The organism is Flavobacterium omnivorum (assembly GCF_900099915.1).
In the GTDB taxonomy this organism is placed as follows: Bacteria; Bacteroidota; Bacteroidia; order Flavobacteriales; family Flavobacteriaceae; genus Flavobacterium; species Flavobacterium omnivorum.
The window spans coordinates 1-25,542 of sequence record NZ_FNDB01000004.1; the positions used below are offsets into that span (position 1 = coordinate 1).

Annotated in this window: 21 protein-coding genes; 14 read left to right on the top strand and 7 right to left on the bottom strand. The window is 33.1% G+C overall.

Annotated features, from left to right (window positions below; genetic code table 11):
- Window positions 1-256, bottom strand: a 256-nt coding sequence (locus tag BLS90_RS05345; RefSeq protein ID WP_139171389.1) for a DUF4372 domain-containing protein, incomplete at its 3' end; no start/stop codon positions are given.
- Window positions 257-334: 78 nt separating this feature from the next.
- On the opposite strand from BLS90_RS05345, the gene drt3b reads away from it, so the two are divergent.
- The 4 genes from drt3b to BLS90_RS05365 all read left to right on the top strand — a co-directional run bounded on the left by drt3b (window position 335) and on the right by BLS90_RS05365 (window position 5,274).
- Window positions 335-2,167, top strand: a complete 1,833-nt coding sequence (gene drt3b, locus BLS90_RS05350) for an antiviral reverse transcriptase Drt3b (RefSeq protein WP_091256087.1) — start codon at window positions 335-337, stop codon at window positions 2,165-2,167.
- A gap of 519 nt (window positions 2,168-2,686) precedes the next feature.
- Entirely contained in the window at window positions 2,687-3,670 is a 984-nt protein-coding gene (locus BLS90_RS05355; protein ID WP_091256088.1) for a hypothetical protein, read from the top strand.
- Window positions 3,671-3,822: 152 nt separating this feature from the next.
- Window positions 3,823-4,533: a hypothetical protein gene (locus BLS90_RS05360; protein ID WP_091256090.1), complete on the top strand. Its 711-nt coding sequence runs from the start codon at window positions 3,823-3,825 to the stop codon at window positions 4,531-4,533.
- A gap of 147 nt (window positions 4,534-4,680) precedes the next feature.
- A complete protein-coding gene (locus BLS90_RS05365; RefSeq protein ID WP_091256092.1) occupies window positions 4,681-5,274 on the top strand; it encodes a hypothetical protein in 594 nt (197 codons plus the stop codon).
- Window positions 5,275-5,521: 247 nt separating this feature from the next.
- Here BLS90_RS05365 and BLS90_RS05370 read toward each other — a convergent pair whose 3' ends face one another.
- Window positions 5,522-6,772 (bottom strand): site-specific integrase, encoded by a 1,251-nt coding sequence (locus tag BLS90_RS05370; protein ID WP_091256095.1) that lies wholly within the window; start codon window positions 6,770-6,772, stop codon window positions 5,522-5,524.
- An 842-nt stretch (window positions 6,773-7,614) separates the two neighbouring features.
- On the opposite strand from BLS90_RS05370, the gene BLS90_RS05380 reads away from it, so the two are divergent.
- From BLS90_RS05380 to BLS90_RS16795, 10 genes are all read left to right on the top strand, one after another.
- Window positions 7,615-8,592, top strand: a complete 978-nt coding sequence (locus tag BLS90_RS05380; protein ID WP_091256099.1) for a FecR family protein — start codon at window positions 7,615-7,617, stop codon at window positions 8,590-8,592.
- Entirely contained in the window at window positions 8,582-9,190 is a 609-nt protein-coding gene (locus BLS90_RS05385) for an RNA polymerase sigma factor (RefSeq protein ID WP_091256101.1), read from the top strand. Before BLS90_RS05380 ends, BLS90_RS05385 begins: the two co-directional genes overlap by 11 nt.
- Before the next feature lie 67 nt (window positions 9,191-9,257).
- Window positions 9,258-12,659: a SusC/RagA family TonB-linked outer membrane protein gene (locus BLS90_RS05390; protein WP_091256106.1), complete on the top strand. Its 3,402-nt coding sequence runs from the start codon at window positions 9,258-9,260 to the stop codon at window positions 12,657-12,659.
- Between the two features lie 8 nt (window positions 12,660-12,667).
- On the top strand, window positions 12,668-14,335 hold the full coding sequence (locus BLS90_RS05395; RefSeq protein ID WP_245705047.1) for a RagB/SusD family nutrient uptake outer membrane protein: 1,668 nt from the start codon (window positions 12,668-12,670) through the stop codon (window positions 14,333-14,335).
- A gap of 58 nt (window positions 14,336-14,393) precedes the next feature.
- Window positions 14,394-15,656 (top strand): YdcF family protein, encoded by a 1,263-nt coding sequence (locus BLS90_RS05400; protein WP_091256108.1) that lies wholly within the window; start codon window positions 14,394-14,396, stop codon window positions 15,654-15,656.
- A 9-nt stretch (window positions 15,657-15,665) separates the two neighbouring features.
- Window positions 15,666-17,732 carry a glycoside hydrolase domain-containing protein gene (locus BLS90_RS05405; protein ID WP_091256778.1) on the top strand — a complete coding sequence of 689 codons (2,067 nt, stop codon included), beginning with the start codon at window positions 15,666-15,668 and terminating at the stop codon, window positions 17,730-17,732.
- A 670-nt stretch (window positions 17,733-18,402) separates the two neighbouring features.
- The gene (locus BLS90_RS05415) at window positions 18,403-19,158 is read left to right on the top strand and encodes a hypothetical protein (RefSeq protein WP_091256114.1); all 756 of its coding nucleotides are present in this window, start codon (window positions 18,403-18,405) and stop codon (window positions 19,156-19,158) included.
- A gap of 1 nt (window position 19,159) precedes the next feature.
- Complete coding sequence (locus BLS90_RS05420) at window positions 19,160-19,591, top strand: DUF5675 family protein (RefSeq protein ID WP_091256116.1); 432 nt, start codon at window positions 19,160-19,162, stop codon at window positions 19,589-19,591.
- 12 nt (window positions 19,592-19,603) lie between these two features.
- Window positions 19,604-19,882, top strand: a complete 279-nt coding sequence (locus BLS90_RS05425; protein ID WP_091256118.1) for a hypothetical protein — start codon at window positions 19,604-19,606, stop codon at window positions 19,880-19,882.
- Complete coding sequence (locus BLS90_RS16795) at window positions 19,869-20,042, top strand: hypothetical protein (RefSeq protein ID WP_091256121.1); 174 nt, start codon at window positions 19,869-19,871, stop codon at window positions 20,040-20,042. The genes BLS90_RS05425 and BLS90_RS16795 overlap by 14 nt, the downstream gene beginning before the upstream one ends.
- A gap of 119 nt (window positions 20,043-20,161) precedes the next feature.
- Here the strand turns inward: BLS90_RS16795 and BLS90_RS05435 are convergent, their stop codons facing one another.
- The 5 genes from BLS90_RS05435 to BLS90_RS05465 all read right to left on the bottom strand — a co-directional run bounded on the left by BLS90_RS05435 (window position 20,162) and on the right by BLS90_RS05465 (window position 25,541).
- Window positions 20,162-20,803 (bottom strand): hypothetical protein, encoded by a 642-nt coding sequence (locus tag BLS90_RS05435; protein WP_091256123.1) that lies wholly within the window; start codon window positions 20,801-20,803, stop codon window positions 20,162-20,164.
- Between the two features lie 145 nt (window positions 20,804-20,948).
- Entirely contained in the window at window positions 20,949-21,374 is a 426-nt protein-coding gene (locus BLS90_RS05440; RefSeq protein WP_091256125.1) for a DUF6943 family protein, read from the bottom strand.
- Window positions 21,375-22,747: 1,373 nt separating this feature from the next.
- On the bottom strand, window positions 22,748-22,975 hold the full coding sequence (locus tag BLS90_RS05455) for a hypothetical protein (RefSeq protein ID WP_091256132.1): 228 nt from the start codon (window positions 22,973-22,975) through the stop codon (window positions 22,748-22,750).
- Between the two features lie 162 nt (window positions 22,976-23,137).
- The gene (locus tag BLS90_RS05460; protein WP_091256134.1) at window positions 23,138-25,051 is read right to left on the bottom strand and encodes a hypothetical protein; all 1,914 of its coding nucleotides are present in this window, start codon (window positions 25,049-25,051) and stop codon (window positions 23,138-23,140) included.
- Entirely contained in the window at window positions 25,038-25,541 is a 504-nt protein-coding gene (locus BLS90_RS05465; protein ID WP_091256137.1) for an ABC-three component system middle component 5, read from the bottom strand. The genes BLS90_RS05460 and BLS90_RS05465 overlap by 14 nt, the downstream gene beginning before the upstream one ends.
- Window position 25,542 lies beyond the last annotated feature (1 nt).

Below are 25,542 nucleotides of genomic sequence, written 5' to 3' on the forward strand. Positions count from 1 at the left end.
TTTTAGGAAGATGATTAATCCTAACAGTTTCCTCTTTACCCGACAAACCAAGCATTCCTTGAGCAACTTCGCGCAATGAATTGCATTTTTCTAAACAGCAAAAAACCATACTAAATAAATGATCTTGACTTTTAAAACTTTTCACATATCTGTCTGAATCATATTTCTCAACAGCTTTCTGAACCATTGAATCATCTATTAAAGAAATCAGCTGTCCGAAAACAGACTTAGTCGAAAAATACTTATTTTTACCCATCGTTATTTGAATTTTGCAACTCTAAATTACGATTATTTTAAGAAGCCATTAATTTGGCTTCTTTTTTATCGGACAACAATGTATTTCAATAATAAAATAAAAGATAATTGGCAAAGACAATACGCTTTATCATTTAATTATGAGATTAAAAAAAATATCATAGGAGATACAAGAACACTAAGTATTATTCATCCATTTGTACAACATCGTTATATTGAACTTTTTGAAAAATATGATTCATTAATATTGCATTTATGTTCAAAAAGTCCCTTTTCTCTTAGAAAAATAAATAAGATTGCAAAGTTTTATTTTTCTCCTAATTTTGTTTTTGAAGAAGAAAATATAGCAAATCCTGATAGAGAAGTTGAACCTGACATTCTAGATGCTGAATCACAGTACATCAAATCATATTACACATATAAACCAATAGATTTAATTTATAAATTCTATGATAGAAACGAATTTCAAAGATTAGAACAGCGATATAATTATTTAATGGAGTTTGATATAAGCAAATGCTTTTATCATATTTATACACATTCAATTACTTGGGCTGTAAAGAATAAAGAATCAGCAAAATTAAATTCAAGTAATAATATTATCACGTTTGAAAACACCTTCGATAAGTTAATGCAACATTCAAACTATAATGAAACGAATGGTATTGTGGTTGGTCCAGAAATATCAAGAATTTTCGCTGAAATTATTTTGCAACAAGTTGATTTAAATGTTTTAGAAAAGTTGAGTGATAAAAACATAGGGTTAAAATTTGGAGTGGATTATGATGTAAGAAGATATGTTGATGATTATTTCGTGTTCTCTAATGATTCTACAACTTTAGAAATGGTTAAGAGAACCTTTCAAAAAGAACTTCAGTTTTATAAGTTGTATTTAAACCCACAAAAAGATGACATTAAAGTATCTCCTTTCATATCAAATATCGCTGTTGGAAAACTTGAAGTAAAAGAATATCTAATAGAATTTTACGATAGTTTTTTTGAAGAAAATATGATTGAAGAGAAAGCAGTAAAACAAATAAAACAAGTAAATAAACCATATGTTGTTTCGCAGAGTTTTATTAAAAAATTCCAGTCAATCGTTAAACAAAATAATCTTACATATGATTCTCTAAGTAAAGATGTTGTTCGATTTTTTAAATCAAAAATTGTTGACTTACTTAAGAATGATGTAAAACTTTATAATATTGAAAGGAGTGAAAATTTTCTTTTAATGTTAATCGATATCGTTTCGTATTGTTATTCTGTAAACATTAATACAAATACAACATTTAGGATTGCCCAAATAATTGTTTTACTTGTAAAACATTTTGAAAGTAAAAGTAGACCTGACATAAAACATTCCATATATTCAAAGGTTTTTAAGGACTGTGAATTTATACTTACAAATTTTCATAGAAAACAAGTCAAAAATGAAACAAGTATTGAAACAATAAATCTTTTGCTTGCTATAAAAAAACTTGGAAATGAATATCAATTTAGTCCTGAAAAAGTTTCGGATTACTTTAATCTAGAAGATGATAAGCTGAAAAATTTAAATTATTTTCATTTTATTACTCTTTTATATTATTTCAATGATGATTTAACTTATCACTCAATTAAGGGAAAATTAATTGAAGAAATAGTAAATCGGTTTAATGAAGATTTTGTATTTTTAAAATCTGAATTAACATTATTGTTTTTTGATATAATAAACTGCCCATTTATTGATGAAAAACATAAAATTAAAATAATAAAAGCTTCTAAATATATTCCTAGGAAAAATCCAAGTAATGATGAAGTTAGATTGGAAATAGAGAAAATAATGGAACAAAAAAAATGGTTTATGAATTGGGAAATTGATATAGATTTGGAAAGAGTTTTAAAGAAAAAGGAATGGAGTTCTAGTTACTAGATTTTTATTCTGGTTAGAGTTGAACAAGGGCGAACTTATCTCTATTTAGTATACTAAGATGGGATATAATAACACAATTGTAGCTAAAGTTTGTTGACATGCATAATAAATGCAAATAAACTCATGATAATGGATGATAGTTATAAATTGAAGGTTATGTTTTAAAGAAATTTATTATGTATCCACACACGATAGCTTGGAATACTTTAACACGTTTTGCTAGTACTTTAAAAGAAATAGTCTACTATTTTGGGTTCTGTATTTACAAAATGCGGGCTGAAGGTTTTACTTTCAGCCTTCTTTTTATCTAGGAGAAATAACAAAAACAACTACCGATAACAGCAAGGATTTCCTTGCGTGCGGAGCACGAATTATCAAACCTGTGTTAAACGAAACAGGAGGTAGTTTTAAGATAAACAATTATGATTAACCTCATATATTTACTCGTTAATTAATAAAATTGAGTTCTTTTGGAGGTTTTTAGACAAACTGAAGTTACTAGCAATTTTATGAAAAACTATGGATAAAAATATAGGAACGAAAAATATTGACATAATTTATTTCTTAAATAGTTTTTCATTAAAAACTGATTTCTTGTATTTTGATAAATTATATTATTGTGAATCGCAATTAGAACAATCTTTGTTAGTCGGAGAATCTCTCTCCAAAGGTCTTGACAAAACGGGAAATCTATTCAAGAAAAATATTCAAGAAATTGAGTTTTTACAAAAATCTGGTATGTTAGAACCTTTTAAACCAATAATTTTAGAAACACCAGAAGAATGCTTTGGACTACATTCTCAAGAAAATTTTAGAAAACTAATAAACACAATAACTGATTTAGATAATGAAAGAGTTTATCAATTAAAAAATTTAACAAAAAGTACCGATTTTCTAAATAGTTTGGAGAATATTTTATTAAGCTCATCAAAATCTGCCGATTTAAATTCAATTATTTCTTCTTTTGTTTTAAACTACAAGAATCAAAATTGCACTCCGATTATATGTAAAAACGCAAATTTAAATCAAAATGCAGATACACAAGCTATTATTAATTTAATAATCAAAAAATTCCCATTTATTGATGATACAGTAGGATGGGAAAAAATTATTGAATTTAAGGCTGACACAGACGCAAAAAATAAACTGAATGCTTTAAAAAATTGGCTTACAGATATTTCTAAAAATAATTATACTGTCACTGAAGTTGAACAAAAATTAAATTATTTCATTGATGAATACGAGAGCTTGCTTAAGCTTCATAAACTAAAAGTTAAGTATAAAAAATTTGATTTAATCCTAACAGCGACTGTTGGAACGATAGAAAACTTAATAAAACTAAACTTTACCGATATTGGAAAAAATTTGTTGACATTAAAAGAAGAGGAAATAAATTTAAAAATTGAAGAAAAAAATTTAAAAGGTCAAGAAATAGCATACATATCTAATATTATTACACATTTTGATAACGATAAAAGTAAATTAGTAAAAAACTGCTTGTAAAAACAAGTCTTTAGCCATTTGTAAATACAGTGGAATTAACGTTTTTAATCGTATTTTGTTAAGCCAAAAATACTCTGTGGTAATTTACTAACCTCACTAAGCCAAAGCGTTATAGAGACTATTTTAAATCTACATCATAAAATTTATGTTTAATGGAGCTAAGAACTAAAGAGATTATAGATGCCGTACTAACCTTTGATGAACAATATTTAAAATCTCGTGAAAGAGTAAATAAGGAATTTGAGAACAGTGAATCTGAACTTCACCATATTTTTAGAAAAACAATGGATGGTTTATTAATTCTTGTTATGGAAAATCTTTTCGGAAAGTATGATGAACCCTCTGAAAAGTTTTTATACCAACTAAATTTAGCAATTTCTTTTGTTCGTACTCATTTTATTATTAACAACTTAATTTTAGATGGCGATTTAATAGAGGCATACACACTCATTAGAAAACAATTAGAGAAACTTACACGACTGAATGAACTTGATAACAGACCAATTGAAAAACTTTTGAATAAGACTCCAAACGTAATCAATTTATTTGGCGAAGCTGGGAAAGAATTATACTCTGAACTTTCAGAAGTTGCACACTTTGGACATTCAAGAGTTAGTGAATTTAAATCATTTGAAACAAAAGATGGCAAGAGAGGACCTAGTTTGTTCCCATCTTATAAAAAATCTGCAATTATTTGTTATGATAGAAGTGCTTATGTCGCTTTATATTTTACTAGTTGGTTGATAGATTTTGTGGAAGAAAACAGTTCTAAATACAATAGAGAGAAAGACGTTCATATATTTTTGATGTTGGAAAAAATGGCTTTAGACTGTAGTATCATAAGAACTAAAGAAAAAGAATGAAAAATATAGTACTTAAGCTAGATATAGATAATAGAATCATTGAAACAATTATTCAACTTTGTTGAAGGAAGCTGTTTACAGCTTCAAAATTCCATCAACTCAAAATCTGAAGTCTTTGTGTAAAATATAACAATATAAAGTAAACTAATGACGAAAATAATAAATAAGTGGTACATTTCTTTAGTCATTGCTCCAATTATAACAACATACTTAACCAATTTTTTCATTTTACCTAAATTATTTAGCGATTGGAAACTCGCAATAATTTTTTCACTAACGATACTTACAATAACTCTATTAATTGAATTAAAGTTATTGTCTGAAAGTCACAATATACCAAATGAGAGCGACAAACGAATTATAAAAAGATTGCTTAAAAAGTTGGACATAAAATCATTTCAAGAAGAGATCTGCATGAACGATTCATGGAACGGTTATAAACAAGATTCTATTCACAAGATTATAAAATACCAACATGCTGTGAAATTAATTAAAAACAAAACAGTAGATAAAAAATTACAACAAATGATTGATATTTTTAATTATAAATTAGATCTATTTACTGATTTCACAGCGCAAAATGTATATGGAGGTAATTCTGGATTTTTAATTCCCTTTAAAAATTCTGAAGATAGAAATAGTGTAAAAAAAGATTCTGAAAAAATGAACATTTTAGCTAAAAATGCATTTGCAGAACTCGAAAATTTAGTTGAATATTTAAAATCAAAAAAATACATCTAAAATATTACACACAATAGCTAAGACTCGGTTGCGTGTACAAACAATAAAGCCGTGTTAAACTGAATGGAGATAGTTTAAAAAGATAAATGTTTTACCAAAGCTATCTCCCCTTTTTTTCAATACTTTACGGTATGTAGGAAGACGAGTTTTTTTGGAATTAATTTTTACAATGATTGTTATTTCAGACAAAATTGACTTATTTGTATGGAATAACAATCATTTTGGTTTGTGATCTTTGAAGACTTCTTTATAAAGAAGTCCCATTAGAGACATTGCGATTCTTAAAATTTCTCAGCTTTGATTTTAACAAATCCATATCCTCACTCACTTTTTTATCTAGAATCTTAGCATAGTGTTGGGTGGTTTTTATGCTTTTATGTCCCAACATTTTGCTTACACTTTCTATGGGTACGCCATTTGTTAGCGTTACAGTCGTTGCAAAAGTATGCCGGGCAATGTGGAAGGTTAAATCCTTATTAATGCCGCAAACATCTGCTATTTCCTTTAGATAGCTGTTCATTTTTTGGTTGCTCAAAATAGGTAGCAGTTTATCTTCATTTATGCATTGTGGGTGATTGGCATATTTTAGAAGTAATTCTTCCGGAATAGGGAGGAGGGGAATGCGAGAAGCTGTTTCTGTTTTCTGACGATGGGTGAATATCCATTTTCCGCCATCAATACCCATACTGATGTTTGATACCGTTAAGTTTTTGACATCTATATAAGCCAGACCAGTAAAGCAGCTGAAAACGAAAATATCTTTTACCAGGTTTAATCTTTCTGTTGCAAATTCTTTAGAATAAATATCCTGAACTTCTTCTTGAGTTAGGTAATCTCTTTCGACTTCACGAATTTTTGATTTATAGTTTGCAAATGGATCTTTATCTAACCATCCATTTGAAATACAAATCTTTACTATTTTCTTGAAGTTCTTGATGTATTTGATTGCTGTGTTGTTGGCGCATTTGCGAACACTTCGCAAAAAGAATTCATACTCGGTTATAAAAGAATGATCAATGTCTTTAATATCGATATCCGAAACAGAATATTTCCATTGTATGAATTCAACTGTATGTTTCAATGATGTTTTATATCGCTCCAATGTTCCTGGTGCAAATTCTTGGCCAACTAAAGTTTCTACTTTGTTGTTATGATCCTGGAAAATGGGAATTAACATTCTGGCTCTTTGGTCGGTTCCCTGCAGTTTTGCTTTTAGAAATGTTGAAGTTGATGCTGTTTTGTCTTTCATCATATTATGATGCGCATCGTAAACTTCCTGTTCCAGTGTTTTCAGGTATCTATTTAGGGATTTTACTTCATCGGATATTCCAGTAATCTTTTGGAGTTTGTTGTCCCATTTGGAGGGTTCAATGTATCTTTTGGAAGCAATCTCTTTCGGGACACCATCAATAGTAATTCTTAGATAAATAGGAGCGGTGCCGTTGGCTTTGATTTTACTTTTCTTGATAAAGAAAAGCAGGTTGAATGTTTTGTTCATAATGTGGTGACTTTAAGTTTGATAAAATTATTCATCTTAAACACTCCAAACAAGATGTTCAAACCGTGAACGCCTTATTATACAAGTGCTCCAGCGATTTTCAGTGACCTATTTGAGATTTTCAGAATAGGTCACAAAATAGGTCACTGAAAGGATACCATTTAATGAACTTTATTGGTATAGCCACCAAGCAAAAAACGCCGTAAATCTTATGATTTACAGCGTTTTAGCCTTTTTAGTATTTCTACTGGCGGAGAAAGAGGGAGTTGTTTGTTTTTCTAAAGCGCCGTAAAATAAGGCTTCGCAAAGCTTTTATTTTAAGTGACACCTTAACTGACACCTCTCAATATGTTAGCAAATTGTTCTAAATTTCAATTACCAAATATAAGTGTTTTTTCGCTGGAATTAATGATTAATTGTCATAATTTGAACTGGTTAACCATTTTTTTTTGAACAGGCATTGGTTCAAAATTTAGTTGCCTAAAACATAAATTCTATCCAATTATTAAAGGTTCAACCTGTTCAATTTTAAGGCTCGTAAATTGGCAAAATTCTTCAATGGATACAAACTCATCTTCTAGTTTGTTTAACTTAATTATCATCTTCTGTAGCATTTCAATGCTTTAATGTAGACTGCTTGGTCTATTGTTTAGATAGAAGTAAAATCTTTTAGGATCTTTTTATATATACTAGTTTTATCTAAGCACTAATTTTTTAAAAGCCTGTATGCCTTATATAATATAGCTATTAACAATTCATTAACGATATCGTGTCGATTTGATGGTATTGAAAACTAGGGGTATTTCTCTTATTTTGACTCCTGTTAGTAAAGAGAATTTTTTATGTTGAATGTTAGTCAGAAAGAAAAAAAATGTGTGCGGTATCTTGCCAACGAAATGTCTAAAGCAGAGCGATCTGTGTTTGAAATTGAACTGTCTTTGGACGATGATCTCCTTGCTGTTTTTGAAAATTTTCAAACCATTTGGATGAGTTATCCCAATAGTGAAGTGCCAATACGAACTATTTCTTTTGAGGAAATCATCACAGAATATAATAAACCAGAAAAGAGTAAACCCGTAAAAGTTTCCATAAAAAAGAAGTCCGTCTTTTCTATGGCTTTGCTTTTGGTTTTTTGTTTGGTTTTTTATTTCATAGGAATGACTCCTTCGGGGTATACCAATCATAAAATTGCACTTAAAGGGCAGCGGCTAACTTTTAAGTTACCGGATAGCAGTACTGTTATTTTAAATTCAGGCAGTGAAATAAAATATTCCAGTGATTTCAGTACACAAAGAGCTATCTGGTTGCATGGCGAAGCTTTTTTTAAAGTTACCAAGAATAGTAATTCTCCTTTTATTGTACATACAAATGGTTTTGATGTAAAAGTTTTAGGAACAGAGTTCAATGTTAATAGCAATACTATTAATCAAACGGTTTCTTTGGCAAAAGGAAAAGTAAACGTACTGCTTAAAGAAAGTAAGGATGAAATTAACCTATTGCCAAATGAAGAATTAGTTTGGAATTCTAAAACCAAGTTAGTGATCAAAAGAAATTTTGATGTGAATAAGGTTTCTGCCTGGAAAGACAATATACTCATTTTGGATGATGAAAAATTCGAAGATGCACTCCCAAAAATTAATCAATTCTATGGCGTAAACTTTATCATTAAGGATGCTGCCACAGCAAATCAGCATATAAAGGGAGCTTTTAAAAACCAGACCATTGATGAATTTATAACGTCTCTAGAGTTTATTTCAGAGGTAAGCATCACAAAAACCATTCAAAATAACATAGAGATATCCAAGTACCATGAAAATTAATGCAATAAAAATGGGCAGTAGTGATTGCTTTTCAGACGATTATTTATTTAAGCAAATTCAGAACGGTCAATACGAGGCGATGGAACTTTTCTTTAAAAGGTATTACGCGCCTTTGTGTCGTTTTGGAATGAGTTATGAATCGAACTTGTGCCTTGTTGAAGAAAAAGTGGCTGATATTTTTATTCAGTTATGGACCAATAGAAATATTCTTGATACAATTAAAAACCCTAAATCGTATATCTATGTAATAGTGAAAAACAGTTTAAAAACAGTTCGGAAATCAGAGCTGTTTTACCAACAAATTGATGAAACAAAATCTATAAATACTATATTTTCTCCTAGTAGGGAGCAGGAGATTATTGAAAATGAACAAAAAGAAATGAAAACTAATTTGATACGTGAAATATTAGATATTATTCCTAAAAAATCACGTCAGGCTTTTGAACTCAGTAGAATCGATGGATTAAAATACAAAGAAATTGCGGAAATCCAAAATGTCACTCCTAAAACGGTTGAAAATCATATCGCTATTGCCCTAAAATATATTAGTAAGGCTTTAGAATCCTATAAAAAAAGGGGTTTGCTGAACTCCATTTAATAAGTAGTAGAAAACCAGCTATTTTAAGATCAGTTTTGATTAAAAAAAACAAATAATCACAGATAAAATGAAACAAAAAATTATTCTAACGGTATCCTTATTACTTCTGTTTGGTAATGGTATATCGTATTCAAAGACATCAAATACAAGTACTATTGAAGATATTGCAGACAAAAAAGAGAAAATCAATTTAAACCTAAAAGACGTTTCGATAAAGCAAACCTTTACCCTTATAGAACGACAAATAAACAACAAGTTTATTTACATGTCTGATCAAAATTTTCTTCAAAAGAAAATTTCTATTACGATAAACAACCAAGATTTAAATCAGGTATTAGCCGTTTTGAAAACCAAGGTGAGTCTTGATTTTAAAGTAACTAAAAATGGAGTTTTAGTCAAAGAATTGGTTGGTAGTACTCCAAGAAAGATTGTAAAAAAGAATCAGGAAAACCGAAAAATTACAGGAGTGGTTTTAGACGAATCTAATTTGCCTATTCCTGGAGCTTCAGTTTTTGTAGCAGGAACCACGATCGCTGCAACAACTGATTTTGACGGAAAATTTACGATTAGTGTTCCAGCAAATACAACGGTTTTATCGGTGAGTTATATCGGATTTGAGACTAAAGTAATCAACATTGAAAACCAGACTGAAATTAAAATAATGCTTTCAGAATCAACTTCTCAATTAAACGAAGTTGTCGTTATGGGGTATGGCACAGAACAACGACGAAATGTTACCGGTTCTGTATCTTCAGTAAAAATGAAAGAGATTGTATCACAACCTAAAGCAAATGTAACCGAAATGCTGGAAGGTCGTTTGCCGGGTGTTCAAATCATGAGTGATAACAGCCCAGGAGGAGGGTCTTCAATTCGTGTACGCGGTTTTAGTACAATTAACAACAATGATCCTTTAGTGATTATTGATGGAGTTCCCGCTTCAAATGGTTTAAATGGGATCAATCCATCTGACATAGAAACCCTTCAGGTATTAAAAGACGCTGCCTCGTCCTCTATTTATGGTTCTCGTGCGGCAAATGGAGTGGTTGTCATCACGACAAAAAAAGGAGGGAAAAATGGTAAAACGGAAATGCAATTTGATGGGTATTCCGGTGTGCAATCGGTATTTAATTTGCCTACAATGTTGAATGCGCAACAGTATGGCGACTTACTTTGGCAAGCGACTAAAAATGATGGGAAAGTTCCAGCAAGCGGTATCTATGGTAGTAATCCTAATTCGCCTACAATTCCGGCGTTTCTTAATGCTGCCAATACAATTCCGAGTGGTGACGTAAAATGGATTAATGAAATCATGCGACCAGCAGCAGTCCATTCTTATAATTTATCGTTGTCAAAAGGAGATGAAAAAAGTCAACACGCTTTTACACTTGGATATTTTAATCAGGAAGGAATTATAAAACATACTGGATTTGAACGTTTTACAGCACGATTTAATTCTAGTTATAAAGTAAAAGACTTTCTGACTATTGGCGAAAACTTTACGGCTTCTTATTCGGAGCAAGTGGCAACTGGAACCAATAGCTCTTTGGGAAGTATTGTTTACAATGCCCTGCAGTTTCCTTCCATTGTTCCGGTATATGATATTAACGGAAATTTTGCGGGTAACCCAATCAATGATATTCCGAATCCATTAGGAAGTTTAACGCGGGCCAAAGACAACAAACAAAAGCGAATTCAGGCTTTAGGAAATGTATTTGCCACAGTAAAAGTTAGTGATTTTACTTTTAAAACTTCTTTGGGATTGGACTTTCAAAATTATAATTTCAGGAATTTTTCACCTGTTTTTAATGAGATTCTTTCACAGAATGTTAAAAATGCTTTAACTACAAGCAACAGTTTTAATTATCAACTTACGATATCCAATACTTTAAATTACCAAAAACAATTTGGTCAACACAATCTGGATGTGCTTTTAGGACAAGAAGCGATTAAATATTATTACGAAGGTTTTGGGGCTTCTCGCCAAAATTTCCTTTATGAAGATCCTAATTTTAGATATTTAACGTACGGTACTGAAAATCAATTAAACACAGGAACTGCAAATGAATGGGCTTTGAACTCCTATTTTGGGAGAGTAAATTATAATTTCAATCAAAAATATATTGTCAGTGCCACCGTAAGAAGGGATGGAACTTCCCGATTAGCCAATAATAACTGGGGCACCTTTCCGGCAGTTTCTGCTGGATGGAGATTGGATAAGGAAGCATTTTTTGATTTTGGAAACACATTTACTTCCTTTTTACTTCGTGCGAGTTGGGGACAAACCGGCAATCAAGAATTACCGTCCTATTCTACGGTGGATAGTTATTCTAATAACAATAATTATTCGGATTATGCCATTGGAGGGCAAAATGTGATTGCAACGGGATTAACACAAACTCGGGTTTCGAATGCTAATTTATCTTGGGAAACCACTACTCAAAAAACAATTGGATTGGATCTTGGTTTTTTTAATAACAAATTAAATATTACAGCAGAATATTACAATAAGCAGACGGATGATATTCTGGTTTATAATGTAATTCCATTAACCTATGGCGGTACTAATGACGGGCAATGGATTAATGATGGGCAAATGAAAAATCACGGTTTTGAATTGGATTTAAACTATGCCGATAAAATCAGTGATTTCTCTTATGACCTTGCCTTAAATTTGACGGGATACAAAAATGAATTGACTGCCTTGAATAGTGTAGCGTATTTGGGTATTCCTAGTTCTTCCTTGCATACCGTTAATTTTGGTCAGGAAATTTCCAGAAGTGCCGTTGGGCAACCTATTGGTTCTTTTTATGGATTTGTTTCCGAAGGTTTATTTCGCAGTCAACAAGAAGTTTCGGATTATGGGATGCAACCCAATGCACAAGCGGGAGACATCAAGTTCAAAGATGTAAACGGGGATGGTGTAATTGATGCGGATGACAGAACTTTTATCGGCTCTCCACATCCGGATATCATGCTCGGTTTTAACATTAATCTTAAATACAAACAGTTTGATTTAGGAATGTTTTTTAACGGAAGTTTTGGAAATGACATCTATAATCTGACAAAATACAAGACCAATTTCTTTAATCAGGCAGCTTATAATAAAGATGCCGATTTATTAGGCGCCTGGACCGTTGATAATCCAAATTCAAACATTCCGAGATTGTCCTTAGATGATAGAAATAATAACATTCGCCCTTCTTCCTATTATGTTGAAGATGGTTCGTATTTTAAATTAAACAATTTACAATTGGGGTATACTTTTGCACCAGAGGCTTTAGCCGGAATGAAATTGCGTTTGTATGGACAGGCGAGTAATGTATTTACTATTACTAAATACAGTGGTTTGACACCACAAATTGGGTTGCAAAGTTATTCTTCCAGCAACCGAAATCTCGATATAGGTATTGATAGAGGAATTTATCCCACTTCAAGAACATTTACTTTTGGTTGTAATTTAAACTTTTAAATTTAAAAATGATGCGAATAAATAACACAATAAAAATAGTAGCTTTTTTAGCTTTGGGACTTCAAATGAGTTCTTGTTCTGACACTTTTCTGGAAGAAGTAACGTATGGCGAAGTGGATCCTTCTGAAATGACCAAGCCTGCTAATGTAGAACGCGCCATTATATCTGCATACAGCGTTTTAAACGGACAAATTGACGGAGCCACGAATGCCCTTAATTCACCAAGTTCCAATTGGAGTTTTGGCGATGTAACCTCCGATGATAGTTACAAAGGCGGTGGAGGAACTGGAGATCAGAACAACATTCACCAAATGGAGATTTACAATGAAAACTCCACCACGCTGGATATAGAACGCAAATGGGTAGCGCTGTACGAAGGGGTGAAACGGGCAAATGAAGCCATGCGATTGTTAAATGCTTCTCCTGATTTTGAAGCTAGTTTAAAAGTGAAACGTATGGCAGAATTACGATTTTTGAGAGGACATTTTTATTTTGAGTTGAAAAAAATATACAATCGTATTCCGTATATTGATGAAACGGCAGCTACAGTGGCTGATTATGCCAAATCCAACACTACTTTTAGCTCAGCGGAACTGTGGACTAAAATTGAAACTGATTTTCAATTGGCGTATGCTGATCTGCCTGCTACACAAACAGAGTTAGGACGACCAACCAAAATTGCTGCTAAATCCTATTTAGCTAAATGTTATGTTTTCCAAAACAAATGGCAATTGGCGTATGATGCAACTACTGAAATAATGAGCAGTAATTATGGCTTATTAGCTGATTTTCAGCAACTCTTTTTGCCAGAAAATGACAATAATAAGGAAGTTATTTTTGCAATACAACTATCTGTAAAAGATGGTCAACCTAGTTCGTATAACGGAAGTATTGGAGATCGTTTGTCAGCACCTGGAGGTCCATTTTATTCACAATATGGTTTTCATCGTCCTACACAGAATCTTGTGAACGCCTTTAAAACGGATGCTTCTGGTTTACCTTTAGAAAATAACATCAATGTTGTATCCAGTGACAATGTAGATCCACGCATCGATATCACAATAGGACGACCTGGAATTCCTTACAAGGATTTGGGTGTTTTATACCAAGACAGTTGGGCAAGAGATTTAGCAACTTACGGTGCATTTGCGCCTAAAAAGCGAATTGTTTCTGCTAAATCTGCTTTTCATGTTACCGTTTGGCCGTATGTAAATGCCTTAAATTATTACATTATTCGATATGCAGAGGTTGTTTTATGGAGAGCAGAAGCAGCGGTCGAAATTGGAAAAATAGATGAAGCTCGAATATTAGTGAACCAAATTAGGAATCGTGCCGCTAATTCGGCCTACGTAAAAACGTTGGATGGTAGTGCAAACGCAGCAAATTACAGCATTAAACCGTATAGTGCTATTTGGACGGATCAAATTGCCGCAAGAGCAGCAGTGCATTTAGAAACCCGATTAGAATTGGCTATGGAAGGCCACCGATTCTTTAACCTAGTTCGATGGGGAGAGGCAAATGCTACCATCAATACCTATCTGAATGTCGAAAAAACGAGAAGAACGCATTTGACCAATGCCGTATTTACCGCAGGGAAAAACGAATATTTCCCAATCCCACAGCGGTATATTGATGCACTGCCAACAGGAACAGTAACTCAGAATAACGGTTTTTAAAAATTAAATTAAGTAAATTGGGCAATCGAACAGGTTGCCCAATTTTTTATACAAAAAGATGAGAAAAATAATTTATATAGTACTAGCGTTTGTAGCTATTTCAGGCTATAGCCAAAGAGTGAAAGGATTTGAATTGGGGTTTACTTCCTCTAAATCCAGTTCGGTGATTCAGGATAAGAATTTTTATTTGTTGACTGCCATTCAAAATGATCAATCCGTTAGCCAACTTCTGGAAAAGAATATGGTTTTCAAAACGATTTTCAAGAATCAGCAACAAGCGATTGCTTCTAAACTAAAGTCTTGCAAAGACAGTCTTTCTTGTTTGATTAGTGGGTATCAATTTAATGATAAAGAACTTGCTGATATTGATGTTGAACTCCGGCGTTTAATGAAAGACAAAAAGGAACTGCAAGATTTTGTGAAAAATAATTTGCGTCCTTCGGGGAAATACGAGAATTTTAAAAACAGTACCGATACTGAATTAATAGTAAATGCGTGGCAACTTTGTGCTCAGGCAATGAACCGCATTATGAAAGTTTATGGTCTTGGAGAAGCTGCTCAATATGCTACAATAGATTCGGTTTCTTACGATGTAGAGTCTAAATTTTATAAAGGATCTGTTTTTATGTGGTCAGACCTGCTTCATAATAAAAAACCGAAAGAGAATGCTCTGTTTTTTCAAGAAAGTCTGGATTTCAGTTTATCGCTTTTGTATATGAACCATCGCTATGAGGTGGCGCGTTACGAACCTTTGGAGGAAAAGGAAAACAAGAAAGCAATTGCTCATATCAAACAAGTTGATTTTAATACTTTTGATTATGCCTCTATTTTAATTTTGGGTAACGGACCAGAAAATTATCAAGACCGATTGTCCGCCATTGGAAAATTAAATTTACAATTGGGAGTATTGGAATATCAAGCCAAAAAAGCCCCCTTTATTATTGTTTCCGGTGGTCATGCCCATCCTTTTAGAGCTACTTTTTGTGAGGCGATCGAAATGAAAAAAGAATTGATGGAGGTCTATCATATTCCCGAAGAAAATATTCTGATTGATCCTTTTGCCCGGCACACCACAACTAATTTGCGCAATGCAAGCCGATTGATGATTGCGTACCAAATGCCACTCGACAAAAAAAGTATCGTCGTTACGAATGTGAGCCACAGTGATTATGTAGGAAATCCAAATTTTAATGTCCGTTGCAAGGAAGAATTGGGTTATTTGCCTGCTATTATTTTAAAAAGATTAAATTCGACAGCACTAGAATTCCTGCCTAATGTGGAATCCTTGCACCAAAATCCAATAGATCCCTTAGATCCGTAAATGTATACCATGAAAAAAATACTCGTTTCAAGTCTTGCTTTGTTGATAATAGCCTGCCAGCCTTTAAAAAATAATAGTACCAAAGGGGAATCCTCTTTAGATAAAGTAAATGTCTTTTTGGGTAGTTCAGGCGATCATGGCCAGATGTCCCCATCGGCTTCATCTCCCTTCAATATGATGAGTATTGGCCCTCAGACCTATCCTCATATTCATTCGGGTTACGAGCATTTGGCAAAAGAATTTCGGGGATTTACCCACAGCCGTATCGAAGGAGTTGGGTGTATGGGAAGTGGAGGCAATCTGTTGATTAAACCTATTTTGGATGGCGATACGAAAACGCTACTACTCAAAAAACAAGAATCAGCTTCTCCTGGCTTTTATGGGGTCACATTTGATAATGAGATTCAGGCTCAAATGAGTGTAAAACATAATTTCGGAATCCATCATTATAAATTCCCAAGAAAAGGAGCAGGTCTTTTTATTGATTTATCCCATGCATTTGTCAATCGATTTGTTGCAGAAGAACATGAAGTTAACAGCAATACCATTAGTGGTTGGATCGATACTCAAACCACTTGTGATAAGGGAATATATCGTATTTATTATATTCTGGAGTTCTCAAATTTCGCTACTATAAAGCCAATTAAAGAACATAAGTACCTTGTTTCTGGACTTCCTGGTGCTACCGAAATGGAAGTTCGTGTTGGTTTTTCCTCCGTGAGTACGGCTTACGCCAAAGCTAAAATAGAAACGATGCCCCTGAAAGATTTGGCTGCGCAAACAGCAGCAGTCTGGGAGCATCATTTAAATAGAATAAAGGTAACAGGCGAAAAAGACAGAGAAGATTTATTCTATTCGCTTTTATACCGAGGATTGCAAGCGCCATTTTTAGTTTCGGAATCGGATGGAAGCTACAAAGCCATCGACGGTTCGATTCAAAAATCAATTAGTCCGATATACAACGGTTGGGCCATTTGGGATAATTATCGAGAACAATTGCCCATGCTTTCGCTGGCCTATCCGGAACGTTTTGGCCCCATTGTAAACTCTATTGCAAATTTGTATCCGTATGGGAAGAATAATTGGGCTACTAAACACGAGTCTTCGCCTACAGTCCGCACGGAACATGCGATTGTCGTTTTATTAGATGCATATAGAAAAGGATATCCAGTAGATTTTAATACTATCAAGGATTCTTTAATTGCAGAAGTAGACCGCTTGGAATACAATTCGCCTGACAAGGCTTTGGAATCCTCTTATGATAGTTGGGCGCTTTCTGAAATCCTGAAAATCACCAAAGATTCCGTTTTGAGTGCCAAGTATTTTAATAAAGCTTTGGATTATAAAACCTATTGGAAAAAAGATTTTGCTGATTTATCCCAGAAAGATATTGATAAAATGCCCGCTCGAGGCATGTATCAAGGTACGGTTTGGCAGTACCGCTGGTTTGTACCTTTTGATGTATCGGGACTGAAAAAATTAATAGGCGGAGAAGTTTCTTTTTTAAAGCAATTGGATCTATTTTTTGCGGAGGACAATTACAATCATGCCAATCAACCTGACTTGCAAGTTCCAGGGATGTATAATGCGAGTGCTCAACCTTGGAAATCACAAAAATTGTTTCGGAATATTATGTTGGATACCGTGGTTCAGGCTTATTTTAACGACAATAGCAAAGGAATAGATTCCTATATTGGAAGGATTTATAAGAACCAGCCCCAAGCTTATGTTCGTACCATGGATGATGATGCAGGGACAATGTCTTCTTGGTTTGTGATGCGAAGTATTGGCTTGTCTCCAGCAAACATAGGGAGTCCTGTTTATTATTTGACAGCCCCGATCTTTGAGTCTGTAAAATTAAATTGGGAAAACGGAAAATCTTTTCACATCCAAGTGTCTAATTATAATAAAGAGCACTTCTATGTTCAATCAGCTCAATTAAACGGTCAGCCCTTATTTAGAAATTGGTTGACGCAAGAAGAGATTAGTAGCGGCGGAACCCTAATTCTTGAAACTGCCGCTGTACCGAATGAAAAATGGGGAATCGAGAATCAGTGGATTTCAAAGACTGAGTAGTTTATAAATTAATAGCGGGTAAGTATTGATTTTATTACTTGAGATCTTTAGTCATATGGAGCGAGAAACTTAGTTGAAAGCCTAGGTTTCTCGTTTTCGTTTTATGATTTCAAGTATCTATTCAGATTATTAATTTAAAAGGATCAAAATAGTTTCCTAACCAATTATCAGAGGTTCGACCTGTTCCATTTTTAGACTAGTGTATTGGCAGAATTCTTCTACAGAAACAAATTCATTTTGAAGCTTATTAAGTTCCTTTCTGATGTTTTGCAACAGTCTAATGCTTTGACGATAACTCTTTCCAGTTATACGTTGTATGTCCTTAGGGTAGATACATAATCTCTTGTTTTTGGCTCTCATACTCTATCTATGACTTTTATTGGGCTTTGCCTAACTTGAAACCGTTATGGTTCAAGTTCTGGCACTCCATAAAAATAGTAAATAATTCCTTTGGTTCAGAAGCGGAAATCTACTCCTTTCAATGTTGGTTGTAGATGGGTATTTAGGTCATTTTATGCCATTTGTGTCACAAAGTGACATATGGGATAGGGGAGTCTTTTTTATGTGATTTAATTGACTAAAATTTGTTTTATAATCAATCAAAAAGTGTTGCAACAGGATGATGATTGAAAGAGTTTTAATTGAATAATTAATCTAAATTTTAGGAATTATGGCAAGACAGAAAGGCATAATTAAATTGAAAGGTACTATCGGAGATATTACCTTTTACAAAACCAAAGATGGGCATTTGGCTCGTGAAAAAGGGGGTATTGATGCGAGCAGAATCAAAAGTGATCCTGCATTCCAAAGAACGCGAGAAAACGGGGCGGAATTTGGAAGGGCTGGTAAAGCTGGTAAAACGCTAAGAACAGCTTTGAGAACTTTGCTTATCAATTCTGCTGATAGTAGAATGGTGAGCCGATTAACTCAATCTATGGTCAAAGTCATTCAGGCAGATATGACAAACGATAGAGGATTACGAAATGTAATTGATGGCGAAGCGGAATTGCTTGTAGGGTTTGATTTTAATATCACTGGAAAATTAGGTACGACTTTGTTTGTTCCTTTTGTGGCGACCATTGATAGAGCTGCAGGCGAAATTTCGGTTGCTATAGATCCCTTTGTTCCTGCGATTATGATCGCTGCTCCTGGTGGAACAACTCACTATAAAATTATTTCTGCGGGAGCTGAAATTAATTTTGAGGAGGAAACTTTTGTTGTTTCGAGTTCTGAAACGGCTGTCATGCCTTGGGATTCTACTCCAGTGCTTGCTATCAATCAGTTGAATGCAGTGACTCAAAACAGTGTTAGTCCGTTGTTTTTGGCTTTAGGTCTGGAGTTTTATCAGGAGGTAAATGGAAAAATGTATCCTTTGAAAAATGGGGCATACAATCCATTGGCATTGGTAAAAGTAAGCGGTCTGTAAGATGGTTTTGGTATTAAATAGGACCTATTTTCCCGAGGGAACACAAGGAACTTTAGAATGGAACGGCACCGTAGTTTGTTATGCCATCGAGTTGCCCTGGTTGCAAAACCAAAGGCGCATTTCTTGTATTCCCGAAGGAGAATATGTTTTACAGAAGCGGTTTAGTCCTAAATTCAAATGGCACCTGCATTTGCAAAATGTACCGGGAAGAGATTTTATATTAATACATTCTGCTAATGATGCTAAAAAGGAACTGTTGGGCTGTATCGCTCCCGTAACAATACAAACCGGAATAGGGAAGGGGAGCGCCTCCCGAATAGCTTTAGAAAAGCTGACAACGATCGTATATGCTGCCTTGGGACACAACGAAGAAGTGAAAATAAAGATCCAATCTAATCTTTCGACTCCGCTCAGGATGACAGGGATCAAATAAAAGCAATAAATTATGAATGTAGTAGAAAGAACAAAAGCTCCCACTCCGAAGTTTTTCAGGATGTTGCGAAGTATTGGTTTGGCCTTACTGGCCTTAAGTGGAAGTGTGATTGCAGCACCAGTGATTTTGCCAGCTGTTGTCGTTAGTGTTGCGGGGTATTTGGCGGTTGCAGGTGGCGTGCTTTCTGCAGTTAGTCAAATGACGGTTGATGATGAGGCAAAATCGGAGGAGGATATAGTAAAGAGGATGAGGAGAGACAATGAAAATTTACCTAGAGATGGAATCAAATAACACATTGCACCTTGGAACTGCATCCGGAACTTTGTTGAGTATTGTGCCCAATATCGTTTCAGAAGATATTCTAAAAACCATTATCTTAGCAAGTATAGGGGCTATAGTCAGCTTTGCGATATCGCTACTTTTAAAGTGGTTACTCAAAATCAAAAAATAAATAATCCGGTTATGATTGGTAACCTTTTCCGGATTAAGTAGGAAAGCCTGATCGTAAGATTAGGCTTTTTTTTAGGACAGAGTATAATGATTTGTGATTAAGAGAAGTTGTCACTTTTTCTACCATTCGTCTTCTAAAAGTTCATTTAGAGTTTTTCCGAGGTTAGATAGTTTGTAAATATCTTGTTCAATATCATTTTCAGTATTGTCAAAAATTCCAGTTCGTATTATTAATCCTAACCCATAAAGTGAAGCAGAAATTTCTTGATTCCCAATAGGAGTTTCGTATTCAGGCAGTCTTTTTAGGTCTGATAAGAAAACCTTGTCAATTATTGAAGCATATCTTAAAAAAAGTTCATAGTTAAGTTTGCCACATAAAGTGTTTTTGAAAAGAACTCCAATAAGTTTAGCTTTTTGTAAGTCATCAATTTTATCTAGTATGAAAAGCAGCTTATTTCCAACCTTACCATTATACTCTTCATTTAATTCTAACTTCAAAAACATCTTTTCTCTATCCTCTGGGCTAATTTTATCCATTGGTTTTAAAAAAGATACGATTTTACTCATGAAAATGTAGTCTCGAATTGATAAAGTAGTTGAAAATAAATTTACTATGACACCTAAAATTGGAATGTCTTTTAAAAAGGAAATATTATTAAAAACGTTGTCTATATTTACTTCTGCTAAATCAGTAATTACTTCTGGCAATTTGCTTTTAGTGATTGTAGATATTAATGAGTCGTTAAAATTATTATTGTTCATAGAATTTGATTTTAAATTTTGCTATCAACTAGTAAATGGGTTGGACTTCTTACCCAAGCTCTTCACTATTAAAATAGATTTTTATGATAAATATCAGGATTTACTTATTTTCAAATGTAGCTAATTAAACCAGAAGTATTAATTTTTATTTCTTCTTACAGTATCTGGTAAGAATCACTCTTCTCATTTCATTAATGAGTACAATATTCTTCTGTAATTGATCCTCTTTTTGTTCCAGGAACCTCAACGCTTGGACCTGCTTTTTGTGCAGCTCATGTTCCTGCATCATTTCGTTAACTTTTGACATAAAATCCTTTTTAAAATCAGCAATTCTTAAAAATGGAATTACGGACCCCAATAATGATTGGTGCCAGAATTTTGCTTTCCATAAACTATAAGCTAACCAATACACTGTTTCGGCATCTTCATCGTTTTGAAATAGGATTACAAAGCTATTAGTAAACGGTTCGTTTTGTGGTTTACCGGAATTCATTCCTTTGTTGAGGATGTAGATCTGGTTTCCTTTGTAAATAGCATTTTTTTGGTGTGTTTTGATGATAAAATTCGGCATAGCGCTTTGGTGTTAAAGATTCGACCTTAATTTTTTTCGCTGATTTTATTTTCTTTTGGATGCGAAGAATTATCATTTCGGAAAAGAAAAAAGAGAAAAAAAGAAAGCCGTTACAACAGCAGAAATGACGAACGAAAATGGAGGGAAGAAATACCGACTGAAAGTGAGGAATGAATGCTATTATTGCTGGATTTTTTTCTTTTTCTTTTCAGAAAAATGCACTATCGTAGTTGTTGTAATTCCTTAGGGGTGTTGTTGTATAATCGGCAATCAAACACCCCCAAGCACCGCAAGGAGCAAAAAAAGTGGTGCCTGTTTTTAGGGCAAGGAACTTTTTTTTGCGGATGAGGAGCGCCGTGGCGGGGTTGCGGCAATCGAACAGCCACCATAGACGCGAGAGTTGAGTGGAGGTACGAAGCGAAACGTAGCGGCTATGAGCGTGAAACGGCGGGTAAAAAATAGAAGGCAACCGCCTTTTTGGCGGTGTACCTTGATTTAGGGCAAAGCGACCGAACCAACTGATAATTGATAGTGGATTATTGATAAATGAAAATGGATGCTTCTAAGATAATGTAAGTGAGGTAAGCGGAACCAAGCCCGATGGCTGTGCGAAGGAGCAACCGCTGAAAAAATGGAGGGCTGCAGACAGAATACGGCTGGAATGCAGTGAAGCGTAGTGTAACGAAATGAAGCGGTATGGTGGATGCATAAGCCCGACCGAACGCAGGAAGTGAACGTGTGGAGATGAGGAACGAAACAGCGCAAAAATTATAGCTGCTTATTTTCAAGCTGCTGTATTTTTTTGTGCTGTGAAGTGTCTGTGGAACGGAGGGAAACCTGAATATTAAATTGAAATAATAAATAGACTATTTACCGAAAATGTTCTTATGAAAATGTAAGGTTGACCGACTGGAACAGCCGAACGGAACAAAGTGAACGACCGAAGAGAGACCGCTTGATTGCCCGTGATGTTTAATGATTATTTTTAGTTAGATTTTAGTACAATTAAATCGACGTTGTAAGGATAAGTAAAGTTTTAGATTGGTTCGTGTTGTAATCATTTCGTTTCGTCTTTGCGTTTGAGGACAAGAGGCATTTTTTTTTGGTGTTTTGGATTTCTGCCATCAGGGGATTGGCTTCTATTGTGATGATATGGTTTTGGGGCTGGAACTCCAAAAGGTTTTACAAGGTTGCTTTGAACCGGTTTTGTAGTTCTGTGGCGGACTTTGATTGTTTGGAGTGGAAGCACATAAATTTTAAAATTTGAAGTTTCGATGTAAGTTGCTAATTGGAAGGTGAAGGGAATGTAATTTCGATCTGGCAAGTCACACGAAAGGATTCGGGAGCTGGAGAAATCTAACTTCGTTTAGAATCTAAAGTTTTTTCAAATAAAGGTCAAGATTCAAAAATTTTTCGTCCACCATTTCTAATCTAAATTCATCAATGTTATACGAAAAATTTAGGAAATTAATTATTTTGTCATTTTCAATTGAACCTGAAGTTATTAAAATTTTTTTAATTTCTTCAAGTCCACTTATTGAATTTAACACAACATAATCATTATTTTTTTCTTCCAGAAAAGTAATATTTGATATTCTCATTTTAAATTATTGATTCATATTTTCTCAGCATTGTACACAACGTCCCAGTACTACAGTGGGTTTGGTGTTGAATTAAGCCTTTTTTTGGATTTGCCAATCATCCCAATACAAAACCATTTTTCAAATTAAGCCAATTTTAGTAAGTGTTGCTGTATACTATTTTTACTCCAATTTTAACGTTTTACTACTTTCGGTATAAAATTCTCCAACACATAAATCTGAATTGTCTAACTCTGGTGAAATCATTGAGGTCGTAATTATAATTTGATGTCTAATTTCACTTTCAGATGATATTTTTACAATTTCATTTTGAAAACTTTGGCTTCTCATTGGTTCCATTCCCTTATCTTCAATATTATCACAAAGTATGAATCTTGGGTATCTAAAAAAATCTTTTCCTAATGACGCAAAGAAAATAGCAAAACGGACACTATTTTTTAGATAGACATTAGAACTTTCAGAAAAATTATTTTCATTGTCTAGTGAAAAAGTATTTTTTTCAAAATCTAATTCAATATTCGTTCCAGTTTGGAATTCAGGCTGTCTTCCTAAATCACTATGCAAAAGTCTTAAAGCAAAACTTTGTATTAAATCGAAAGCACTTTGTAATCTTCTAAACTGTTCAGCTTCTTTATAATTAATATTTGATTTTAGAGAATCAATTTTAATTTTAAGACCAATAAGTTCTTTTCTAATAACTTCAATTTGTTCTAAAGCTTTTAACTGTTTGATTAAGTAATCATTTTTTGACCTTAATTCGCCTTTTTTGATTAAAAGCTCATCAAGTTCTTGATTTCTAGTTGTATTTACATTAGATAAAGCTTCATTAAGTTCTCTTTGAAAAGCCCTTACTTTTAATTCAAGAGTTGGAAAACTTGTTTTGAGTTCTAATAAAGTATGCTCTTTTTCTAAAAATAGTTTTTTCGATTCTCTAATTTGATTATCGATTTCTTGTTGCATTCTTTTTATTTGAGAAGAACCTTTGTCTTCTGGTAATTGTTGTTTACACAATTCGCAATGATTTTCTTCAATTACTTTGTCAAGTGTAGAAAGACAATTTGGACAATGATTCATTTTTACATCAACAAAAGTTTCCCTTGTTAATAATGAATCTGAAAGAGCGTAAGCTCTTTTTTCCAGACTTTTTATAAAATCCGCTGAATCAATTAATTCAAATTCATATTCGCTGATTTTGTTTTGTAATAATGAAAGACTATTTCTAGTTGATAATAGATTAGTTTTAATTGTAACTATTTTTAAATCTCGTTCCCCATTATTTTCATTATTTTGAGTTTGTTCGGAATCAACTTTTGTTAGATAATTTTCAATACTTAATAATTGATTATTATTTTCTTCAATTAATGCGTTAATAATGTTTGGATTTAATTCATTATCGCTTGATTTGAAAATTTGCTCAATACCTTCAAATTGCTTTTTCTTAATGTCAAAATCTTTTTCAGATTCTCGCAATAAAATTTTATCAGAATATAATGAATCATCATAGACGCCAAATAATAAATCAGCAATTGTTTTTCTTGTAATTGCAGAATCAAATGAATCTGTCATTAATAAGTCTAATGTTAGACTTTTTTGGTCGATATATAACAATCTCAAAATTTGATGCATTGTTATGTTGCTATCAACATCGCCTCTTAATTCAGGAAAACCTAAAGAAAGAAATAATGCATTTGAAAAACTTTTTTTACTTTCAGTTCTGCGATATGGAAATATCTGCCAACCTTCGCTGGTTGATTTTATTGCTTCCTCATAAGTTCCCCAAAAGATGGACATTGGTTGATTGCCAGAAACGGAAACAGTTCTTTTTATGGTTATTGGTTCTGTATTTATTACAACTTCTGCGTAAACATCACCACATAAAGTAGCTGATTTTGTCCATTTTTTAAAATCACCACCAAGTACAAAGAAAATAAAATTACCTATTGTTGATTTACCCGCACTATTATGACCTCTAATAATGTTTACGCCATCGTGAAATAGTTCGTCATATGCTTTTTTACCTGTTAAGGTAAAAATTACTAGACGATTTAATTTGAGAAATGGATTATATTGCGTCATACTTAAATTCAATTAGATTTGTTCTGACTTTTAATCCTAAATGACCATAAAGATTCATTGACGCTAAAGGACCAGTAATCAAAGTTATAAGATTTGGATTTTCTTCATTTGCTTGATTAATTCTTATTGAAAGTTTTTCAGCAAGAATAGAATCAGTTCTTTTTATTATTCCATTTTTAAATTCATTTGCATCAAATAAACCATATGAGATTAATGCTTTAATCGCTAAAATCTGTATATTTTCCATTTTAAAAAAAAGTCGTTTTCTATCAATTATATGCTCATAATTATTGCTTTCAGCTTTTATGTATTTTTCATATTTTTTGAATCCTTGAAAACTTTTTATTTCTAAAAGTTCTGTAGGGAATGCCAAATAAAAATCTAGAATTCTTAATTTATCAACTTCAAGATTTTCTTCTATCTTTTCAGTTATTTGTAAGATTCTAAACATTGTATGATATATGTCGTAAGCTTGATTGTATATTAACATA